Source organism: Nocardia sp. NPDC003345, assembly GCF_053589395.1.
Window position 1 is genome coordinate 1 of record NZ_JBSFRU010000087.1, and the last position, 19,793, is coordinate 19,793.

Sequence of the window (19,793 nt, forward strand, 5' to 3'; positions counted from 1 at the left end):
CCTCGAAGGAGCGCGCGCCTTGTTTCTTCTGCTGGGCGGTGATCTGAACAGCCGGGGCGAAAGCCCGGACCCCTCCCGGGAGCGACGCCGGACCTTTCGCTGACACCCGCCCCACGCTCCGGCGGTCGCCGGCGCGGCCGGGCCCCTACCGAAACACCTGCGCATGGCGAGCCGCCCACTCGTAGAACGATGCGGCGGGCCGTTTCAGGACCGCCTCCACGTCCGGACTGATCCGCTGCTCCGCCGCGAGTGGGACACCGAGTACATCGAGGGTGCCGGTGACCACCGGCTCGGGCATGAACTGTGCCATGCGGGCGTGCGCGTCCTCTCGGGACAGTTCCACGAAGGTCACTTCCTCGCCCAGAGCCTCCGCGATGGCCGCTGCCTGCCGGCGCGGGCCGATCGGCTCCGGGCCGGTCAGCTCGTAGACCCGGCCGGCGTGACCGTCCTCGAGCAGTGCGGCCGCGGCGACCGCGGCGATATCCGCCGGATCGATGACCGGCAGTGCCACATCCGCGAATGGCGCGAAAACCGTGCGCTCGCTGCGGACGGTCTCGGCCCAGGCGAAAGCGTTGGACGCGAAACCGCCGGGCCGCAGAATGGTGAAATCGCGCCCGGCGGCTCGGACAGCCGACTCGAACTCACGCAGGCGGGCGTGCGAAAGCGCCTCGGGGCGGGTGGCACTCACCTGCGACGACACCAGGACGATCCGCTCGACTCCGGCGTCCGCGGCCAGGCCGAGAAGCGCGTCCGGGCTTTCGCCCCGGCTGTTCAGATCACCGCCCAGCAGAAGAAACAAGGCGCGCGCTCCTTCGAGGGCCGGCCGCACGCCGGCCCCGGTCCCGATATCGGCCCGAGCCCACCGGACCCCCGTCGCCGTTTCGCTGGGCCGAGGTCGCCGCGAGATGGCCGTCACCTCCTCGCCCGCCTCGGTCAGCAGCCGCACGAGCGGCCTGCCGATATTGCCGGTGGCTCCGATTACCGCGATCATCACGACCCCGTTCTTAGTTAGTTAACTGACTAACTAAGAACTTAACAGCCGCGGCGCATGCTGTCTATAGTTAGTTGGGTGACCAACTCAGTGAGCCGCCGGACGGGAGCTTCACAGAAGCGCCGACGGCTGACGGCGGCGGCCGCCCGGGTTCTGCACGAACAGGGAGTCGAACGCACCACTCTCGGCGATATCGCGCGGGCGGCCGATGTCCCTGTCGGGAACGTGTACTACTACTTCAAGACCAAGGACGAACTGGTCGCGGCCGCGTTGTCGGAGCACAGCGCGCATCTGGACGAACTCACGGGCCGGCTGGACGGGCTGGCCGATCCGCGCGACCGCCTCGCGGCATTGATCGAGGCCTGGATCGACCAGCGCGATATCGCCGCCCGCTACGGCTGCCCCACCGGCACCTTGGCCGTGGAACTGGACAAACGCGGTGACGGAATCCTCGACGCCGAGGCCGGCGCGGTCATCCGGCGGTTGCTGGACTGGGCCGGACGCCAGTTCCGCGAACTGGGCCTGGCGGACCCCGACGACCTGGCACTCACCTTCGTCGCCGCCTACCAGGGCATGTCACTGCTGGCGAACGCCCTGCGGGACCCGGACATCATGACCCGCGAGGGCACGCGGCTCCTACGCTGGCTCGAATCCCTCCCGGCCCCCGACCGGCTCTCGTAGCCCGGCCCGGGCCGGCGCGGACCCGCCGCGCCGGTCCACTGCCGGTGGCCGCCGAGGGCGATCCGGCCGGGCGGACCCGGCCGGATCCCGCCAACTCACGCGGCGTCGAGGGCGGCGGTGATCTTGCGGGTCATCTCGGACAGCGCCGGGCCCGGCGCGCCTTTACCGGCGTGGGTGGACGCCTCGACCGCGACCAGCACAGCGCCGCGGAAGTTGGCGGCCTCGGCCGGATCCTGTGCCTTCAGCAGCGTCATGGCCGAGGTCAGCGCCGGCAGCACCTGGTCGGCGAGCTGGGCGACGGTCTTACCCCGCAACTCGATATCCTTCGACTTCGCAGCCAGCACATGGCCGATCGGGCCGGTTGACGACCACAGTGCGAGCGAACCCGCGGTGGCGGCCTTGTGCGGCGACCCGGCCACGTCGGCGGCCGACATCAGCGATACGGCGCCGTAGGCGGCGGTACGAACGGTGGCCTGGTCCTGGGCGGTCAGGGTGATGGTCATGGTGTGCTCCTCGTAATCGGTGTGGTGCGAATACGAGTACTTTCGCGGGCCCCGCTGATGCCGGGCTGATACCGCCCTGACGCCTCCGCTGATACGGAATTCGACCCGATCACAGGCGAAAACGGGCGCCACACAACCGATCGGGGTCGCGCGGAAGCGATCACCGGTTCGCCACCCCCGCGGCTCTGGGGCTCAGTCGTCCAGCAGCCGGCGCAGCGCGGCGGCGAAGGCGTCCGGTTCACCCATCTGGCCGTACTCCCCGCCGAGGAATCCGGTGTGATCGCCGGGCACCACCACATGCTCCAACCCCGCCGCGTTCGCGAAATCGCGGGCACCGCGCGCGGCGAACTGCTCTCCCGACCCCGCGCCGGTCGCGATCAGTACCCGCGTAGGCGCGTCACGCAGGGCGTCCAGGTCGTGGACGTACGGCGTGCAGGTCCGCATATTCAGTCCCAGTAGCGGATTGGTGCGAGAACCGTCGTCGGCGGTCGGCAGTCCGAACGCGGCCGGGTCGGGCGCCGGGGCCTGCGGGTAGCCCGCCGGCAGCGGGCCCTGCGCGGAAACAAGGGCGATGAATTTCGCCATCGCCGGGCCCTCGCCCCGCGCCTGGTAGGTATCGGCGATATCGGCGACCACCGCCTCCACGATCTCGCGGTCCGGGGAGAACTGCGTGGTCGGCGGTTCGTGCGCGACCAGGGTCCGCGCCTTCGGGCGGTGGCCGGCGATCCACGCCAGTGCGTTCACCGCCCCACCGCTGGTGGCGAAGATATCCACCGGCCCGACCCCGGCGTGGTCGAGCACCGCCTGCAGATCGGCGGCGTGCCGGACGGGATCCCCGGCCGCGAGCGGATCGTCCTGCGGGCTGCGACCGGTGCCGCGCGGGTCGTAGGTCAGCACCGTGCGATCGGTGAAATGACCGATCAGGGTGCCGAACGCGGCCGCCTCCATCGGGGAGCCGAATACCAGCAGCGGCGCGTGCCCGCCGGATGTCACGGCCGGGTGCACGTCATAGGTCAAGGTCGCACCGGGGACGGCGACGGTGCGGGTCTCGGTGATGGCCATCGGCGAATCTCCTTCGTTCGGGAACCCCGCATTACAGACGACACCACCGCGCCGAATTCACCGGGGCACGCCACGCCGGTGAATTCGGCCGGAATCAGGTCGCGTCGCGCCGGCCGCCCAGGTGACGGGCGAGAAACCGCTCCACCGCGTGGAACATATCGATCCGGTTCTCCGGGTTCACGAACCCGTGCCCTTCGTCGTCCTTGATCAGGTATTCGACCTCCACCCCGCGATTGCGCAGCGCCGCCACGAGATTGTCGGATTCGGCGCGGACCACGCGCACGTCGTTGGCCCCCTGCACCACCAGCAGCGGCGTCCGGATCCTGTCGACATAGGTGATCGGCGAGCGGGCGAGCATATCGGCCTCCTGCTCCGGATCGCCGGGATCGCCGACGAACAGATGCCAGTTGTTGGCCAGATGCGGTTTCGAGAACGGCGGGATGGTGCGCAGGAAGTTCGCCAGGTTCGAAATGCCCACGTAGTCGACGGCGGCGGCGAATACGTCCGGCGTGAAGGTCACGCCGACCAGCGACGCGTACCCGCCGTAGGAGCCGCCGAATATCGCGACCCGTTCCCGGTCGGCATAGCCTCGGCCCACCGCCCACTCCACCGCGTCGATCACATCGTCGTGCATCGCGCCGGCGAACTCCCTGATCGCGGTCTGCACGAACGACTTTCCGAAACCGGTCGATCCACGAAAGTTGACCTGAAGCACGGCATAACCGCGGTTCGCCAGGAACTGGGCCGGCGGATCGAATTCCCAGCTGTCCCGGAACCACGGTCCGCCGTGCAGCATCACCACCAGAGGTAGGTTCCGCGGCTCGATCCCCACGGGCAGCGTCAGGTACGACGGGAGGTTCAGACCGTCGCGCGCCGGGATCGACACCGGCGTCATCGGCGCCAGCGCCGCGGGGTCCAGGTGCGGATACGGCCGGTACAGCAGCCGGGCCGCACCGGTGGAATGGTCGTAGTGGTAGGCGAGCTGTGGGTCGCGGTCGTGGACGAAGGTGACGATCCAGTGGCGTCCCGACTCGTCGCAGGAGATATCGCCGAGATCGCCGTCGGAGAGTTTCTCCAGATTCGCCAGCACCGATGCGAAACGCTCGTCGATCGCGTGGATGGTCTGCCGCTCGCCCAAGTAGCGCACGCCGAGCAACTCACCGGTGGCAGGGTCGAGAATCAGCGGAGCGTACAACGCGGGGCTCACCGCGGACCGGGTGTCCAGGTCGAACCGCGGGTGGCTGTCCACTTCCGTCTCCGCCCCGGTGCGCAGATCCAAGCGCGCCAGCCGCGTCCGGTCGGAACCGGTGTTGGAGCCGATCCACACGCCGTCGCCGTCCGGTGTCGGTACGACAGGCGCCACACCCATCGGGTAGTCGGCACCGGCGAAGGTCGCGATCCGGCGCGGCACCCCGGCTTCCGGATCCCAGCGCGCGAATTCGAGATCACCGTCGGCGGTCAGCCCGTAGCAGTAGATCTCACCGTCGTGGCCGCGGATCCAGAGTGCCACCGACCCCGGGTTCTCCGCGAGCACGGTGAGTTCGCCGGTGGCGATATCGATCTCATACAGATCGAAGAGTTCCACCGTCCGCTTGTTCATATGCACGTGTACCTTCCCGGGCTGCCGGGTGGGCAGGTCGATCAGCAATACCGTCACACCGTCGAACGGCGTCAGATCGACCGCCGCGGTGGGGTCGTCCGGATCCACCCGGAACAGATGCCATTTCTCGTCACCGTCGCCGTCCTGGATATAGAGGAGCCGGCGGGAATCGGCGGTCCAGCGGTAGCTCTGCACACTGCGGTTCTCGTCGGCGGTCACACATCGGGGCTCGGTATCGGAATCCAGTCCCTGGACCCAGACGTTGAGGCGGTTCCGCCACGGCGCGAGGTAGGCGATCCGGGTGCCGTCCGGCGATATCGACGGCGCCGAGCGGACCGGTTCGGCGAAGAAATCCTCGACCGAGATGAATTCGGGCAACGCCATGTTCGATCCTTCCGGAGTGCGCGGGTCTGCGAACCCAGCACACTCCCGGCCGTCGCGGCAGGGTCAACCTCACAGCACCATGACTCACATCACACCCGCGGCCCCGGACCTGGTTCCTTACCCGGAGGTCGGGTACGGAGGGAAAAGTGCGTACTGGCCCGGTCCCGCGAACCGCCGAATACTCGGCCGCACGGTGGAGCCGCGGGCTCCACGCGGATACGAGCGGAGTCGCAGTGACGAACGAGCAACGCAGACCGGTCACCGTGCTCGGTACCGGTTCGATGGGCCGGGCGCTGGCCGAAGCCTTCCTCGCGGCGGGGCATCCGACGACGGTCTGGAACCGCACCCCCGAACGCGCCGTGCCTCTGATCGGCGCAGGTGCGGTGCTGCACCGCGATATCGCGGACGCCGTCGCCGCCGCCGACCTGATCATCGTCGCGACCACCTCGCTGAACCACGCCCGGGAGAGTCTCGGGCCCGTGGAGAACTCGCTGGCCGGACGCACCCTGGTCACCCTGAGCAGCGCGATACCCTCCGACGCCCGGACCTTCGCACAGTGGGCCGGCGCCCACGGCGCCCGGGTCCTCGGCGGCGCGATCAAGAACGTGCCGGCGGCCGTGGGCAAACCGGACACGCTGCTGTACTTCGGCGGCGAGCGCGCGGTGTTCGACGAATTCACCGGCACGCTCCGGGTACTCGGCGGCGATATCGTCCACCTCGGGCCGGAGCCGGATCTGGCGGCGCTCTACGAATCCGCGGTCGGCGCGACCCTGCTGCCCACGCTGCTGGGCTTCTTCGAGGGCGCGGCGCTGCTGTCCGCACGCGGTATCCCCGCCGCCTCGATGGTGCCCTATTCGGCGAAATGGCTCGAGATGATCACCTCGCTGCTCCCGGTCGTGGCCGCGGAGATCGACAGCGGCGACTACGGCCGGCTGGGATCGTCGGTCGGGCTGTTCCACAGCGGTATCGGCGACGACGAGCGACTCGCCCGGGAATCCGGCGTCGATATGTCCTGGCACGCTCCGATGCACGACCTCCTGCGCCGGGCCGTGGCCGAGGGCCGCGGCGAGCAGAGCGTCACCGCGCTGTTCGAGCTACTCGCACCGGGCGGCGGCCGGTAGACGGATCCCGGGGCCGGGGCCGCGCGGGTGGGTCCGGCAATGGGTGCGCGGATACCGCCGAATGGGTGGACAGCCGGGGTGTTCGCTGGCACGATAACGCTCCGAAAAGGACAGACCATGCGGAGCCCGAGAACACCAGCGGTAGCCTCTGACGCCATGACCACGCACATGTTGCGAATTCGCTCCACTTCGCGTGTTCCAACCGGTGAAGGGAAGTGAACAAGCCGTGGCCACGGTGACCTTCGATCGCGCCACCCGGCAGTATCCGGGGGCCAAAACGCCCGCCGTCGATCAATTGCAGCTCGAGATCACCGACGGTGAGTTCCTGGTGCTGGTCGGCCCGTCGGGCTGCGGAAAATCCACCTCGCTGCGGATGCTGGCGGGCCTCGAGGAAGTCTCGGGCGGCCGCATCCTGATCGGCGACCGGGATGTGACGCATTCCGATCCCAAGGACCGCGATATCGCGATGGTCTTCCAGAACTACGCGCTGTACCCGCATATGACCGTCGCCGAGAACATGGGCTTCGCGCTCAAGCTGGCGAAGGTCGGCAAGGACGAGAAGCAGCGGCGGGTGCTCGAGGCGGCCCGGCTGCTCGACCTCGAACCGCTGCTGGACCGGCTGCCCAAGGCGCTGTCCGGCGGCCAGCGTCAGCGCGTCGCGATGGGGCGGGCGATCGTGCGCGATCCGCAGGTGTTCCTGATGGACGAACCGCTGTCCAACCTGGACGCGAAACTGCGGGTGCAGACCCGCACCCAGATCGCGCAGTTGCAGCGCCGGCTCGCCACCACCACGGTGTATGTCACCCACGACCAGGTCGAAGCGATGACCATGGGCGACCGGGTGGCCGTGATGCGCGACGGCCTGCTGCAGCAGTGCGCCGCCCCGCGCGATCTCTACCGCGACCCGGCCAATGTGTTCGTCGCCGGGTTCATGGGATCGCCGGCGATGAACCTGTTCACCCTGCCGGTATCCGGCGGGGCGGTCCGGATCGGCGGATACTCGCTGCCGCTGCCGCGCTCGGTGGCCGACGAGGCGGGCGCCTCGGTAACCGTCGGCATTCGCCCGGAACACCTGGAGGCCGGCGACTCCGGTATCGAGATCGAGGTGGATGTGGTGGAGGAACTCGGTTCCGACGCCTTCATCTACGGCCGCCCGGCCGAGGTCACCGAGGGCGTGGAGACCATCGTCGCCCGTAGCGACTGGCGCAATCCGCCGGCCAAGGGCAGCCGGGTGTCGCTCACCCCGGGCCCGGAACACATCTACTTCTTCGGCGCCGACGACGGCCGCCGCCTGAACTAGACCCGTCACACAGGGGTCCCGCCCGCGGGCGGGACCCCTGTCACGAACGTGCGCGACGGCTCGCGCGCCACCGCTCGTTGAGCCGTACGCCCAGTTCGTCCACACCGATCTCGCGACCGGATTCGCTGCGCACCTGAACCCGCACCGGATCTCCCGTCGCGGCCTCCACCAGGTCCAGCGGCGCCGGGCCCGGTTGCAGGTGGGCGTTTCCCCACTGCATCAACGCGAGCACCACCGGGAGCAGATCGCGCCCCTTCGGCGTGAGCACGTACTCGTGCCGGGTGCGTTTACCCTCCTCGCGATAGGGCTGCTTGGTGAACAGCCCCGCCGCGGTGAGCTTGCGCAACTGGCCCGAGACGGCGGCGTCGGTGATTCCCAGCCGGGAGGCGAACCCGTCGAAGCGGGTGGTCCCGTAGTAGGCCTCCCGCAGGATGAGGATCGCCGACCGGGTGCCGACCACATCCAGCGCCATCGCTATCGAGCAGTGGTCGGGTTTCCACGAGTTCAGATCGGCCAGCGGGCCTTCCATCACGGCTGCCATCGGTCCATCATATCCACCCTGACTTGCCTCGGGTCATGTCAGGGGTTAATCTGGCTTTAGATAACTTTAGTCAGAGTCGAGCTCTGGCGGCGAAAGGAATCACCATGCGAGACGCGGTCATCGTCGATGCGGTCCGGACCCCGATCGGGCGAGGTAGGCCCACCGGAGCCCTGCACTCGGTCCATCCCGTGGACCTCATGGCACACAGCCTCCGCACCCTGGTCGAACGCACCGGGATCGATCCCGCGCTGATCGACGATGTGATCGGCGGGGTCGTGAGCCAGGTCGGCGAACAGGGTGTGAACATGACCCGCCGTGCCGCCCTGGCCGCGGGCTTCCCGGAATCGGTCCCGGCGACGACGGTCGACCGGCAGTGCGGCAGCAGCCAGCAGGCGGTGCACTTCGCGGCCCAGGGTGTGATCGCCGGCGCCTACGACATGGTGGTGGCCACCGGCGTCGAATCCATGAGCCGGGTACCGATGGGCGCGAGCGCGCGCGGCGCCGACGATATCTCCGGCGTGGGTTTCACCGAGCGGTACCCCGAAGGACTGGTGCCCCAGGGGATCAGCGCCGAACTCATCGCCGCGAAATGGGGGATCTCCCGGACCGAACTGGACGAATTCGCACTCGCCAGTCACGAGAAGGCCGCCCGCGCCACCAAGGACGGCCGCTTCGCGGCCGAACTCGCCCCGCTGGCCGGGCTCGACACCGACGAGGGCATCCGCACCGGCTCGACCCTCGACACCCTCGCCGGGCTGCGCCCCGCCTACTACGACGAGGCGATGGCGCAGCGGTTCCCGCAGATCGGCTGGAACATCACCGCCGCCACCGCCAGCCAGATCAGCGACGGCAGCGCCGCGGTCCTGATCACCACCAGCGACAAGGCCCGGGAACTGGGTCTACGACCGCTGGCCCGGCTGCACAGTTTCGCGGTGGCCGGCGACGATCCGCTGTTCATGCTCACCGCCGTCATCCCCGCCACCCGCAAGGTCCTGGACCGGGCCGGGCTGACCATCGACGATATCGGCCTGATCGAGATCAACGAGGCGTTCGCCTCCGTGGTCACGGCCTGGGAGCACGACACCGGCGCCGACCCCGGGCGGGTGAACGTCAACGGCGGCGCGATCGCCCTCGGCCACCCGCTCGGCGCGTCCGGCGCCCGGCTGATGACCACCCTCGTGCACGCCATGCGGGATCGCGGCGCCCGCTACGGCCTGCAGACCATGTGCGAGGCGGGCGGGCTCGCCAACGCCACCATCCTCGAACGCCTCTGAATCACCCCCACCGATGCCGGCCCTGCCCGAGGGCCGGCATCGCTCGCACCGAAAACTGTTCCGCAGGGACAATCCGGTGGACGCGAACGCGGTGCGGGCCATACTGAAGACGCTCGCCGATGCCCTGCACGAACTGGAAGACGAGGAAGATTTTCACGTCTTCGCCGAACTCACCGAACTCGGCCTCGGCGCGACCCGAGCCGCGAAAACCTGGAGCACACTGATGAGCGTGGACCTGTCGTTCTATCGTTCGCGTACCTCGCAGCGCCTGCGCGCCGAGGGACGCGCCCAAGGTCGCGCCCAGGGGCTCGCCGAAGGCCGTGTCGAAGGACTGGCCGAAGGGCATACCGAAGGCCGGGTCGAAGAAGGTATCGAAAAAACTCTGCGGCTGCTGGAGGCCCGCGGGATCACTGTCCCCGACCATTCCAGAGAGCGCATCCGGGCCTGCACGGACCTCGAGATCCTCGATCGCTGGTTCGACCGCGCCATCACGGCGACCGAGATCGACGAGATCTTCGCCGACTGACGGCCGGCTTCCCGTCCGGCAGTTCGAGCTCGCTCCGGACGACCGGCCCTGCTCTGCAGCACTACTACTGTGGGACCGGTGACCGAGCTACCCGAGATCGACACCCTCGTCGTCTATGCGATTCCGATGCGGTCGAAGTTCCGGGGGATCACGGTGCGCGAGGGGGTGGTGGTTCGCGGACCGCGTGGGTGGGGGGAGTTCTGCCCGTTCCCCGAATACGACGATCGGGAATCCGCGCATTGGCTGGCCACCACCATCGAACAGGTGGGCACAGGCTGGCCGGAGCCGGTACGTGAACGTATCCCGATCAACTGCACGGTGCCGGCGGTCGCCCCGGAGCGGGCCCACGACCTCGTGGCAAGGTCCGGTTGCCGGACCGCGAAGGTGAAGGTCGCCGACCATCCCGGATCTCTGCCCGAGGATCTGGCCCGGGTCGAGGCGGTCCGGTCGGCGCTGGGGCCCGGCGGCGCGATCCGGGTGGACGCCAACGCACTGTGGGATGTGGACACCGCGGTGGCGAATATCGGCGAGATCGACCGGTCCGCAGGCGGTCTGGAATACGTCGAGCAGCCGTGCCGGACCGTCGAAGAGCTGGCGGCGGTTCGCCGCCGGGTGGCGGTACCGATCGCGGCGGACGAATCCATCCGCCGGGCCGAAGACCCGATGCGGGTGGCGGTGGCCGGGGCCGCGGATATCGCGGTGATCAAATGCACTCCCCTCGGCGGGGTGCGGCGAGCGCTGGAGGTGGCCGCGGCGGCCGGGCTGCCGTGTGTGATCTCCTCGGCGCTCGAGACCAGTGTGGGTCTGTCCGCCCAGCTCGCGTTGGCCGGCGCGCTGCCGGAACTCGGGCACGCCTGCGGATTGGGCACCGTCACCCTGTTCGACGGTGATCTGGTCGCCGAATCGCTGCGGCCCGTGGACGGATTCCTCCCGGTTCCGCACACCCCACCGCGACCCGATCCCGCGCTCCTGGAGAAGTACCGCCACCCGGACCCGGAACGCACCGCCTGGTGGACCGAACGTTTCCACCGGCTCTGGGATCGGGCTCGCTGACAACCTCCCGATTCCACCACACGCTCGCGCGGCGGCCGCGGTGCGCGCCGCCACCGTTCGGGTGACTCACCCCAACCGGACACCGCAGTCGTGCAGGGTGATGCGCAGCAGCAGTGCGGCTTCCGGGCCGATCACACCCTCGGCCAAGGCCACATAGCGCGCGCAGAATTCCGGACCGTGCGGGGCGACGGCATCCGGAGCGGGTTCGAGGTGGTGGGCCAGTTCGTGCAGCACCACCAGTTCCCGCAGCGCCCAGGAGGTTCCGTCACCGGGCCGGCCCGCGTGGACCGGAACCGCCAGCACCGCGGATTCCGTTTCGTAGTGGGCGGCAAACGTTCCCGCCCGGGCCCGCACCCGGATCGGCGTCCGTGCCCGGTCCCACTTCCGGCCGACCCAGTCCAGCGCCAGCACTCGATCGCAATATCGCTGCACCGACTCCGCCGACGCGAATTTCCGTTCCACCGGCAGCGTCAGCCCGGAGCCGTGCACCTCCACGGTGTAGTTCCCGAACTGCGCGGCCCGGTCGAAGATCGTGCGCACGAGTTGTTCGGCGTCGTACACCCTGGCGCGCTGGGTATCCCGCACCGCCGTCACCGCGGCCCCGCCGCCCGGGAGACGCGCATGGTCAATTACCCGGTCGGGCGGTGAGCCCCGACCTGGCCGCGTCGAGTTCCGGCGCCGTACCGAGCCGCGCCACCCGGCCCGCCCGATCACCGGCCCGCCGGGCGTCCGGTGAATATCCGGTGGAGGTATCGGGCCCGCGCCAGGTCCCGCGCGCCTCCGAATTGCGCCCGTAGAAATCGGTGAGCGCGAGTTCCTTGTCGCGCAGGGCCAGCGCCGCGCCCGCCGCCTGCTCGGCGGACACCGGTTCGGCCGGATCCAGCGCCCGCCCGGTGGCGGCCCGCTCCACCTCGGTCTTCGCTTCGGTCAGCCGGATCCCGATCCGCGCCGCGAACGCCATCTGGAAGTTCAGCCGCGCCGTCACCCCGGCCACCGGTACCCGCACCGTCCGGCGCACCCGGCGGCCCGCACGGCGTTCGACGACGAGCTTCTCCACCGTCGCCGACCGGTAGGCCCCCGATTTGATGTAGCGGTCCGAGGCCCGCACCATCTGCACCAGCAGGCTCGAGTACAGCGCCTCGCACACCCCGATATCGGCGGCGAACCCGTAGGCGTACACCTGGGTGGAGTTGCGGGCCACATCGCAGCGCACATCGTTGGCGGCGGCGATGGCCACGAACAGCTGCACATAGGTGCGCAGACCCTTGCGGCCCGGTTCGCCGATCGGCACCATCCGCTGGATCGGCGCGCTCGCCCGCTCCCGGCCCCGGGTATGCGCCCGCGCCACCGCCAGATCGATGGAGGACCGGGTGGCCAGCCGCTGCGCGGCGGCCATGAACGCCTCGGCCTCGTGCTCGTTGTCGGTGGACTCGGCCTGGCGCAGCAGTCCGCCGATCCTCGTCAGCAGGCGGTCGGGTACTGCGTTCGCGGTGGACATCGCGGATCAGCCTAATAGGCGTCCCGGAACCCCCGCTGTGATCGACGCCATCGCATCCGTGACCCGACTTCCGTGGTCGCGGGCCACCGGCCGCGGCACCCTCGAACCCCGTCCACCTGTGGGTATTCCCGGTGCCGGGGTCCCGGGTGCGGACCCGGACGAAAGCCGGGACTGTACTTCCGCACAGGAGTACCCCACACGCGCCGGGCACACCATGTATGTTGCCTTGTGCTGCCGCTCACGTATCGACCCTGGAGTTCCGCGATGGCTTTCAAGAAGGTGCCGTCTCTGCGCGCCGCGCTCGTTATTGCGCCGATCGCGCTGCTGACCGTGACCTTCGCCACCGCGTGCAACACCGCCGATACCGAAGAACAGCTCGGCATGAACCAGGACGGCCGCGGCCCGATCACCTACGTAGAGGGCAAGGACACCACCGAGACCGGCGCGGTCAAGCAGGTCATCGACCGCTGGAACGCGACCCACCCGGACGAGCAGGTCACCTACAAGGAGCAGTCCAACGACGCCTCCGCGCAGTACGACGACCTGGTCGAACATATGCGCGCGAAATCGGCCGACTACGACGTGGTGGCCATGGACGTGCCGTGGACCGCGGAGTTCGCGGCCAAGGGCTGGATCCAGCCGCTGGAGGGTCAGTTCGCCATCGACACCTCTCCGCTGCTGTCGCCTCCCGTCGCCAGCGCCACCTACAACGGCACCCTCTACGCGGCCCCCCGCAACACCAACGGCGGCCTGCTGTTCTACCGCAAGGACCTGGTGCCCAACGCGCCCCGTACCTGGGCGGAGATGCGGGCGAGCTGCCCGCTGGCGCGGGAGCAGCAGATCGGCTGCTACGCGGGCCAGTTCGCGCCCTACGAGGGCCTGACCGTGAATACCGCCGAGGTGATCAACGCCTTCGGCGGCACCTTCGTCGGCACCGACGGCCGCACCCCCACGGTGAACAGCCCCCAGTCGCGCGCCGGGCTCGAACAGCTGGTGGACGCGTACAAGGTCGGCGATATCCCGCGCGAGGCCGTCACCTTCCAGGAGCCGGAGAGCGGCGCCGCCTTCAACCAGGGCAAACTCATGTTCCTGCGCAGCTGGCCCTCCACCTACGGCGACGCCTCCTCGGAATCGTCGGCCGTCAAGGACAAGTTCGGAGTGGCCCCGCTGCCCGGCGACACCGGTATCGGCGCCTCCACTCTCGGCGGCTACAACGCCGCGATCAGCGCGTACTCCGAGAACAAGGCCACCGCGCTGGATTTCCTGAAATTCCTGATCAGCGAGGAAGCCCAGCACATCATCGCCTCCGGCGCACTGCCGTCGGTGCGGGCGTCGATCTACGACGATCCGGCGCTCATCGCGAAGATGCCGTACCTGCCCGCCTTGAAGGATTCCATCGCCAGCGCGGTGCCCCGACCGGTCACCCCGTTCTATCCGGCGGTGTCCAAAGCCATTCAGGACAACGCATATGCTGCCCTGACCGGAACCAAGTCCGTGAACGACGCGATCATCGGGATGCAGAAGGGCATCGAAACAGCCGGATCGTAGAAGTGGTTCAACCGGACCCGGCGAGCCCGTAGGAGAGAGAACGGTGTCGGATCCTTCCGGAACGGACGCGCAGGCGTCGGTCCGTACAGATAAGCCCGCGAACGCGAAGCGTGACAGCGGGACGTCCACCTCACTGCTCGACGATTTCCGTATGTCCGGCAGGGCATGGATGTTCGTCGCGCCGGTACTGGCGGCACTCGCGGTGGTCATCGGCTATCCGGTGATCCGGGCGCTGTGGATGTCGTTCCACTACGACGATCAGCTCGATCCCGTCACCGGCCGTTTCGTCGACAACGGTGAGAGCACCTTCTACAACTACCTGCACTGGCTGGTCGGCCAATGCCAGGTGATCACCGGCGGCACCACCGAATGCCCGACCGGCAACCTCGGCGCCGAGTTCTGGAGCGCGGTCGGCGTCACCCTGTTCTTCGCGGTGGTGACGGTGACGCTGGAGGTCGCGATCGGGCTCGGTATGGCGATCGTCATGGGCAAGACCTTCCGCGGCCGGGCGCTGCTGCGCGCCGCGGTGCTGATCCCCTGGGCGATCCCGACCGCGGTCACGGCGCGGCTGTGGGAATTCATGTTCCAGTACGACGGCCTGGTCAACAATCTGTTCGGTACCGAGATCCTGTGGACCTCGGACACCTGGCCGGCCCGTTTCGCGGTGATCGCCGCCGATGTGTGGAAGACCGCCCCCTTCGTGGCGCTGCTGCTGCTGGCCGGGCTGCAGGTCATCTCCAACGATGTATACGAGGCGGCACGCGTCGACGGGGCGTCGGCGTGGCAGCGGTTCACCCAGATCACGCTGCCGCTGCTGAAGCCGGCGCTGCTGGTCGCGGTGCTGTTCCGCACCATGGACGCGCTGCGCATGTACGACCTGCCCGCGATCATGACCAACGATCTCCCGGCCACCCGGACCCTGTCGGTACTGGTGGTCGATCAGACCAGGCAGGGTCCCAACAGCGCGGCGGCGCTCTCGACGATCACCTTCCTGTTGATCTTCGCGGCGGCCTTCGTACTCGTGAAGATATTGGGCGCGAACGCGGTGCGGACGCAGGAAGAACAGCGGAAGGCGTGAGGGCCGCGTGACTACACAGCAGAACAGAACCCCGTCGTTGCTGCGCCGCCTCGGGTCGGCCCGGATCTATGTGGGCGCGCTGATCGTGCTCCTGTGGGGGCTCGGCCCCTTCTATTGGATGGCGGTGACCGCCTTCCGCGATCCGGCCTACACCTTCGAGACGACGCCCTGGCCGACCCACGTCACCCTGGACAATTTCCGCGACGTCTTCGACACCAGCCGCGGTAACGATTTCGGCAAGGCGCTGCTCAACAGCGTGATCATCGGCACCGCCACCACTGCGATCGCCCTGATCATCGGCGTCATGGCCGCCTACGCGCTGGCCCGGCTCGCCTTCAAGGGCCGCTATGTGGTGTCCGGTCTCATCCTGGGCGCGTCCATGTTCCCGGTGGTGGTCCTGGTGACGCCGCTGTTCCAGCTGTTCACCGAGATCGGCTGGATCGGCGAGTACCAGGCCCTGATCCTGCCGAACATCTCCTTCGTACTGCCGCTGACCGTCTACACCCTGTCCTCGTTCTTCACCGAACTGCCGTGGGAACTGGAAGAGGCGGCGCGGATCGACGGCGCCACCCGGACGCAGGCGTTCCGGCTGGTGATGCTGCCGCTGGCGGCGCCCGCGGTCTTCACCACCGCCATCCTGGCCTTCATCGCCGCCATCAACGAATACTTGCTGGCTCGTGTCCTTTCCGGTAGCGAAACGGAACCGGTTACGGTGGCTATCGCGCGCTTCTCCGGGAACAATCCCCTGGTAGAGCCCTATGCGGCGATTATGGCGGCCGGAACGCTGGTAACCGTGCCGTTGGTGATTCTGGTACTCCTGTTCCAACGGCGGATCATCTCGGGCCTCACGGCAGGCGGGGTCAAGAGCTGATCACTGGGTATCCTGGGGGCCGGCGGTGGTGCGCCTGAGTTTTTCCGACGCTCCGGAAGGAGATGATCGTGAGCAGCTCGTCCCGTTCCCAGCGAGGCCGCAACACCCCCGACCCACCCGAGTACTCGAGCCTGGCCGGCTGGAACAAGCTCGACGCGGATACGCGGCCCCGGCCGCCCCGGCCACCGGAGTATCCGCGGCCCCGGCGCACCCGCGGGCAGCGGATCCGGCATCTGATCCTGTGGCTGTTCATCATCCTGGTGGCGATCCCGGCGTTACTGGTGGCGCTGGTGTACTGGAGTTCGGAGATTCCGGCGGCCGGAACCGTGCCGGTGAACCAGACCGCCACCATCGTCGCCTCCGACGGCAGTACCGTCCTGGCCAAGGTGGTTCCTCCGGAGGGCAACCGCACCCCGGTCCCGCTGTCGAAGGTGCCCCGGCACGTCCGTGACGCGGTGCTCTCCGCCGAGGACCGCAACTTCTACGCCAACCCCGGTTTCTCGACCGCGGGCCTGCTGCGCGCCGCCCGGGACAACGCCCTCGGCCACCCCAACGCCGGCGGCGGATCCACCATCACCCAGCAGTACGTGAAGAACGCCTTCCTGGGCACCGAACGCACGGTGAGCCGGAAGATGCACGAACTCATCATCTCCTCGAAGATGGCGCGGGAATGGAGCAAGGACGATATCCTCGCCGCCTACCTCAACACCATCTATTTCGGTCGCGGCGCCTACGGGATCGAGGCCGCCGCCCAGGTCTACTTCGGGAAATCCGTCTCCGATCTGTCCGTGGCCGAAGGCGCGGTACTGGCCGCGCTGATCCGCACCCCGTCGGGCCTGGATCCGGAGAACCAGCTGCCCCAGCTGCTGCAACGCTGGAACTACGTCCTCAACGGGATGGTCGAGATGAAGGCGCTGGCCCCCGGCGACCGCGACGCGGTGGTCTTCCCGCCGACCAACCCCCCGCCGGCGCCGGAGGACGCCCGCACCACCCGTGGACCGGAGGGGCATATCAAGACCCAGGTCCTGCGGGAACTGGCCGCCGCGGGGATCTCCGACCAGGAGCTCGACACCGGCGCCCTGCAGATCACCACGACCATCGACGCCCGCGCCCAGCAGGCCGCGCAGGCCGCCGCCGGTGATTCCCTCGACGGCCAGCCGCCGGAACTGCGGACCGCCGTGGTGTCGATCGACCCGCGCTCGGGCGCCGTCCGGGCCTATTACGGCGGCGCCGACGGGATCGGGTTCGATTTCGCCCAGGCGCCTGTGCAGACCGGCTCCGCCTTCAAGACCTTCGCCGTCCTGGCCGCGATCCAGCAGGGCATTCCGCTGTCACAGGCCTACGACAGCGCGCCGGTGGACGTCAACGGCGTGACCGTACGCAATGTCGAGAACGAATCCTGCGGCGTGTGCGCACTGTCGGAAGCGTTCAAACGATCCCTCAACACCAGCTTCTACCGGCTCACCCTGGCCATGAGCAACGGTCCGCAGGCGATCGCGGATGCCGCGCACCAGGCCGGGATTCCGAAGGACATTCCCGGCGTGCAGGGGGAATCGCTCACCGAGATGGGCGAAGCGCCGATGCCGTCCATCGTGCTCGGCACCTATCTGGTGCGGCCGATGGATATGGCGTCGGCCTACGCGACCATCGCCGGTGAGGGCCGCTACCACCAGCCCTACTTCGTGCAGCGGGTGGTCCGCGGCGACGGCACGGTGCTGCTGGATCGCGGCGGCGCCCCCGACCAGCGCACCGGCGAACAACCGCCGCCTCCCGAACAGCGGATTCCGCCGGATATGGCGGCGCGGACGGCCCAGGCCATGCTGCCGATCGCCGACTACTCCAACGGTCACGGACTCAGCGGCCGCCCGTCGGCCGCCAAGACCGGCACCACCCAGCTCGGCGATACCGGCCAGAACAAAGACGCCTGGATGGTCGGCTTCACCCCGTCGCTGTCGACGGCGGTATGGATCGGCACCGACGCCAACCTGCCGATCACGACCGCCGGCGGCGGGCGGATCTACGGTTCCGGAATGCCTTCCGACATCTGGAAGCGAACCATGGACGGCGCCCTGGTCGATACGCCCTCCGAGCAGGTCGGAGTGGTTCCGCCGCCCGGTCCGATCATTCCGGCCGCGCCCGCACCACAGCCGTCGGGCAATGCCGGGGGCAACAGCACCGGGGGCCGCAACCCGTACGACATCCTCAACCCACCGCCACCGCCGGAACCCGAACCGGCGCCGCCCCCGCAGCAGCCGTTCATCGTCATCCCGCCGGCCTCGGAACCCTACATTCCCCAACCCGAGCCCCAGTACGACAACGATTACGATCCACCGGCCCCCGCGCCCGCCCCGGCGCCGGAGGTCGCTCCGCCGCCACCGCCACCGCCGCCCCCACCACCGCGTGTGGTGGAAATCCTGCCCGGAGTGACCATCCCCGTACCGTGATCTACGGATTTCCGCCCGTGATCCCACCGAGGGAACGGTCGACGTGGCAGCATCGTTGGCCAGAGTGAGTATGTCGCCCATCCGACCGACCGGCACCGGGCCGACGCTCGTGCCGGGACGGGCGTGCGGGAGGATATGCGCTGGAGCGACGACGGATGACGAGACATAGGGGCTACGCCGGTGGAATTCAATGTCGTTGACCGCCCGGAAACGCTGGTGGCGGGAATGGTGCTTCGCAGCCCGGCCCTCGCCGTGGAGGGCCCACGCCGCACCAAGGTCGAGGAAGCCTGGAAACGGAACCTGTCCCGGTCCTTACCCGGCCCCCCGGCCAGCGCCTTCGTCGATCACGCCCCCGAGATCAATTCGTACCTGACCCATATCATCGGCTACCGCTGCCGCAGCCTCGACGATCTGCAGGCAGGCGACGTTCTCGCCCGGATCCCCGCCGGCCGCTACGCCCGGTTCACCCTCAGCGGTGAAGACCTGGGCGAAACCATCGTGACCCTGTGGCGGGCCATCTGGGACGCCGAGGCCTCCGGACGCCTCGTCCGCTCCTACACCGGTGACCACGAGCGCTATCCGGACGAGCAGACGGTCGAAGTGTTCGTGGCGATTACAGAAGACGATTCGGCGGGCAGGTAGGAACAGTGGATTTCGAGATCGTCACCCTGGACGAAAGCATGGTCGCCGGGCTCACCATCCCCCTCGCCGGCCGCGAAGTCACCGCCCGCGACCTGGATCTTGTGAACTTCACCTGGGACCGCTACCTGAGCCGGGAGAAGGACGTACCCCGCGTAGCCGCCTATATCGGCCAGGACGACCACGCCGTAGCCGTCCTCGGCTACGAGATCACCACCCTGGACCAAGTGGATCCCGGCGACGTCCTCACCCGCGTCCCCACCGGCCGCTACGCCAAATTCGTCGTGACCGAGAAGCCCTACGACCTACTCCGTACAGCCTGGGCAAGGGTCCGCGAAGCCGAGAAAGCGGGCACCATAACCCGCTCCCACACCGCCGAACTGGAACGCTACATCGGCCCCACCTCGGTAGAGGTCTACGTCTCCCTCGACTGACCCCGCAACCCACGCACCCGGCACCCCCCCAACCACTACAAGCACCCACCTCAACATCCGGATGCGCCACCCCGGGGCCGCCACCCCACGCGCCCACGCGGCCCACATCCGGATGCGCCACCCTCGTCGGCCGCCCACGCCCGCACCCGGCCCACATCCGAATCCGCCACTCCCCAGAATCGGGCCACCTTCCCGGCGCCGAGTCCAGCGAGGCCCACAAAGGGTTCGGCCCGCGTCTGCTGTCA

19 protein-coding genes are annotated in these 19,793 nt (G+C 68.8%); 12 read left to right on the forward strand and 7 right to left on the reverse strand.

Annotated elements, in window-relative coordinates:
* Window positions 1–145: 145 nt before the first annotated feature.
* Window positions 146–991 carry an SDR family oxidoreductase gene (locus ACWDU1_RS12635; protein WP_449998147.1) on the reverse strand — a complete coding sequence of 282 codons (846 nt, stop codon included), beginning with the start codon at window positions 989–991 and terminating at the stop codon, window positions 146–148.
* 78 nt (window positions 992–1,069) lie between these two features.
* On the opposite strand from ACWDU1_RS12635, the gene ACWDU1_RS12640 reads away from it, so the two are divergent.
* Entirely contained in the window at window positions 1,070–1,672 is a 603-nt protein-coding gene (locus ACWDU1_RS12640) for a TetR/AcrR family transcriptional regulator (protein ID WP_449998121.1), read from the forward strand.
* A 95-nt stretch (window positions 1,673–1,767) separates the two neighbouring features.
* Here the strand turns inward: ACWDU1_RS12640 and ACWDU1_RS12645 are convergent, their stop codons facing one another.
* From ACWDU1_RS12645 to ACWDU1_RS12655, 3 genes are all read right to left on the reverse strand, one after another.
* Window positions 1,768–2,175: a hypothetical protein gene (locus ACWDU1_RS12645; RefSeq protein WP_449998123.1), complete on the reverse strand. Its 408-nt coding sequence runs from the start codon at window positions 2,173–2,175 to the stop codon at window positions 1,768–1,770.
* Window positions 2,176–2,367: 192 nt separating this feature from the next.
* A complete protein-coding gene (locus ACWDU1_RS12650; RefSeq protein WP_449998124.1) occupies window positions 2,368–3,237 on the reverse strand; it encodes an alpha/beta fold hydrolase in 870 nt (289 codons plus the stop codon).
* Between the two features lie 94 nt (window positions 3,238–3,331).
* Window positions 3,332–5,221, reverse strand: coding sequence for an alpha/beta fold hydrolase (locus ACWDU1_RS12655; RefSeq protein WP_449998125.1), 1,890 nt, complete (start codon window positions 5,219–5,221; stop codon window positions 3,332–3,334).
* Between the two features lie 233 nt (window positions 5,222–5,454).
* Between ACWDU1_RS12655 and ACWDU1_RS12660 the strand changes: the two genes are divergently transcribed.
* Both ACWDU1_RS12660 and ACWDU1_RS12665 read left to right on the forward strand, forming a co-directional pair.
* Window positions 5,455–6,342: an NAD(P)-dependent oxidoreductase gene (locus ACWDU1_RS12660; protein ID WP_449998127.1), complete on the forward strand. Its 888-nt coding sequence runs from the start codon at window positions 5,455–5,457 to the stop codon at window positions 6,340–6,342.
* 226 nt (window positions 6,343–6,568) lie between these two features.
* Window positions 6,569–7,642: an ABC transporter ATP-binding protein gene (locus tag ACWDU1_RS12665; protein ID WP_449998128.1), complete on the forward strand. Its 1,074-nt coding sequence runs from the start codon at window positions 6,569–6,571 to the stop codon at window positions 7,640–7,642.
* Between the two features lie 40 nt (window positions 7,643–7,682).
* Here the strand turns inward: ACWDU1_RS12665 and ACWDU1_RS12670 are convergent, their stop codons facing one another.
* Window positions 7,683–8,183: a winged helix-turn-helix transcriptional regulator gene (locus tag ACWDU1_RS12670; RefSeq protein ID WP_449998129.1), complete on the reverse strand. Its 501-nt coding sequence runs from the start codon at window positions 8,181–8,183 to the stop codon at window positions 7,683–7,685.
* A gap of 104 nt (window positions 8,184–8,287) precedes the next feature.
* On the opposite strand from ACWDU1_RS12670, the gene ACWDU1_RS12675 reads away from it, so the two are divergent.
* The 3 genes from ACWDU1_RS12675 to ACWDU1_RS12685 all read left to right on the forward strand — a co-directional run bounded on the left by ACWDU1_RS12675 (window position 8,288) and on the right by ACWDU1_RS12685 (window position 11,036).
* Window positions 8,288–9,457, forward strand: a complete 1,170-nt coding sequence (locus ACWDU1_RS12675; RefSeq protein ID WP_449998131.1) for a thiolase family protein — start codon at window positions 8,288–8,290, stop codon at window positions 9,455–9,457.
* A 76-nt stretch (window positions 9,458–9,533) separates the two neighbouring features.
* Window positions 9,534–9,983 (forward strand): hypothetical protein, encoded by a 450-nt coding sequence (locus ACWDU1_RS12680; protein ID WP_449998133.1) that lies wholly within the window; start codon window positions 9,534–9,536, stop codon window positions 9,981–9,983.
* 78 nt (window positions 9,984–10,061) lie between these two features.
* Window positions 10,062–11,036, forward strand: a complete 975-nt coding sequence (locus ACWDU1_RS12685) for an o-succinylbenzoate synthase (protein WP_449998135.1) — start codon at window positions 10,062–10,064, stop codon at window positions 11,034–11,036.
* A gap of 66 nt (window positions 11,037–11,102) precedes the next feature.
* Here ACWDU1_RS12685 and ACWDU1_RS12690 read toward each other — a convergent pair whose 3' ends face one another.
* Together ACWDU1_RS12690 and ACWDU1_RS12695 are read right to left on the reverse strand one after the other, a co-directional pair.
* Window positions 11,103–11,630, reverse strand: coding sequence for a TIGR04338 family metallohydrolase (locus tag ACWDU1_RS12690; protein ID WP_449998137.1), 528 nt, complete (start codon window positions 11,628–11,630; stop codon window positions 11,103–11,105).
* Window positions 11,631–11,661: 31 nt separating this feature from the next.
* Window positions 11,662–12,534 (reverse strand): DUF2786 domain-containing protein, encoded by an 873-nt coding sequence (locus ACWDU1_RS12695; protein ID WP_449998139.1) that lies wholly within the window; start codon window positions 12,532–12,534, stop codon window positions 11,662–11,664.
* A gap of 264 nt (window positions 12,535–12,798) precedes the next feature.
* Between ACWDU1_RS12695 and ACWDU1_RS12700 the strand changes: the two genes are divergently transcribed.
* The 6 genes from ACWDU1_RS12700 (at window position 12,799) to ACWDU1_RS12725 (ending at window position 19,548) form a co-directional block, all read left to right on the forward strand.
* Entirely contained in the window at window positions 12,799–14,082 is a 1,284-nt protein-coding gene (locus ACWDU1_RS12700; RefSeq protein WP_449998141.1) for an ABC transporter substrate-binding protein, read from the forward strand.
* A gap of 151 nt (window positions 14,083–14,233) precedes the next feature.
* Complete coding sequence (locus ACWDU1_RS12705) at window positions 14,234–15,160, forward strand: carbohydrate ABC transporter permease (protein WP_449998142.1); 927 nt, start codon at window positions 14,234–14,236, stop codon at window positions 15,158–15,160.
* Between the two features lie 37 nt (window positions 15,161–15,197).
* On the forward strand, window positions 15,198–16,031 hold the full coding sequence (locus ACWDU1_RS12710) for a carbohydrate ABC transporter permease (protein ID WP_449998149.1): 834 nt from the start codon (window positions 15,198–15,200) through the stop codon (window positions 16,029–16,031).
* 62 nt (window positions 16,032–16,093) lie between these two features.
* Window positions 16,094–18,475 (forward strand): transglycosylase domain-containing protein, encoded by a 2,382-nt coding sequence (locus tag ACWDU1_RS12715; RefSeq protein ID WP_449998143.1) that lies wholly within the window; start codon window positions 16,094–16,096, stop codon window positions 18,473–18,475.
* Between the two features lie 180 nt (window positions 18,476–18,655).
* Window positions 18,656–19,117: a GyrI-like domain-containing protein gene (locus tag ACWDU1_RS12720; protein ID WP_449998144.1), complete on the forward strand. Its 462-nt coding sequence runs from the start codon at window positions 18,656–18,658 to the stop codon at window positions 19,115–19,117.
* Between the two features lie 5 nt (window positions 19,118–19,122).
* Window positions 19,123–19,548 (forward strand): GyrI-like domain-containing protein, encoded by a 426-nt coding sequence (locus ACWDU1_RS12725; RefSeq protein ID WP_449998145.1) that lies wholly within the window; start codon window positions 19,123–19,125, stop codon window positions 19,546–19,548.
* Window positions 19,549–19,793: the final 245 nt, after the last annotated feature.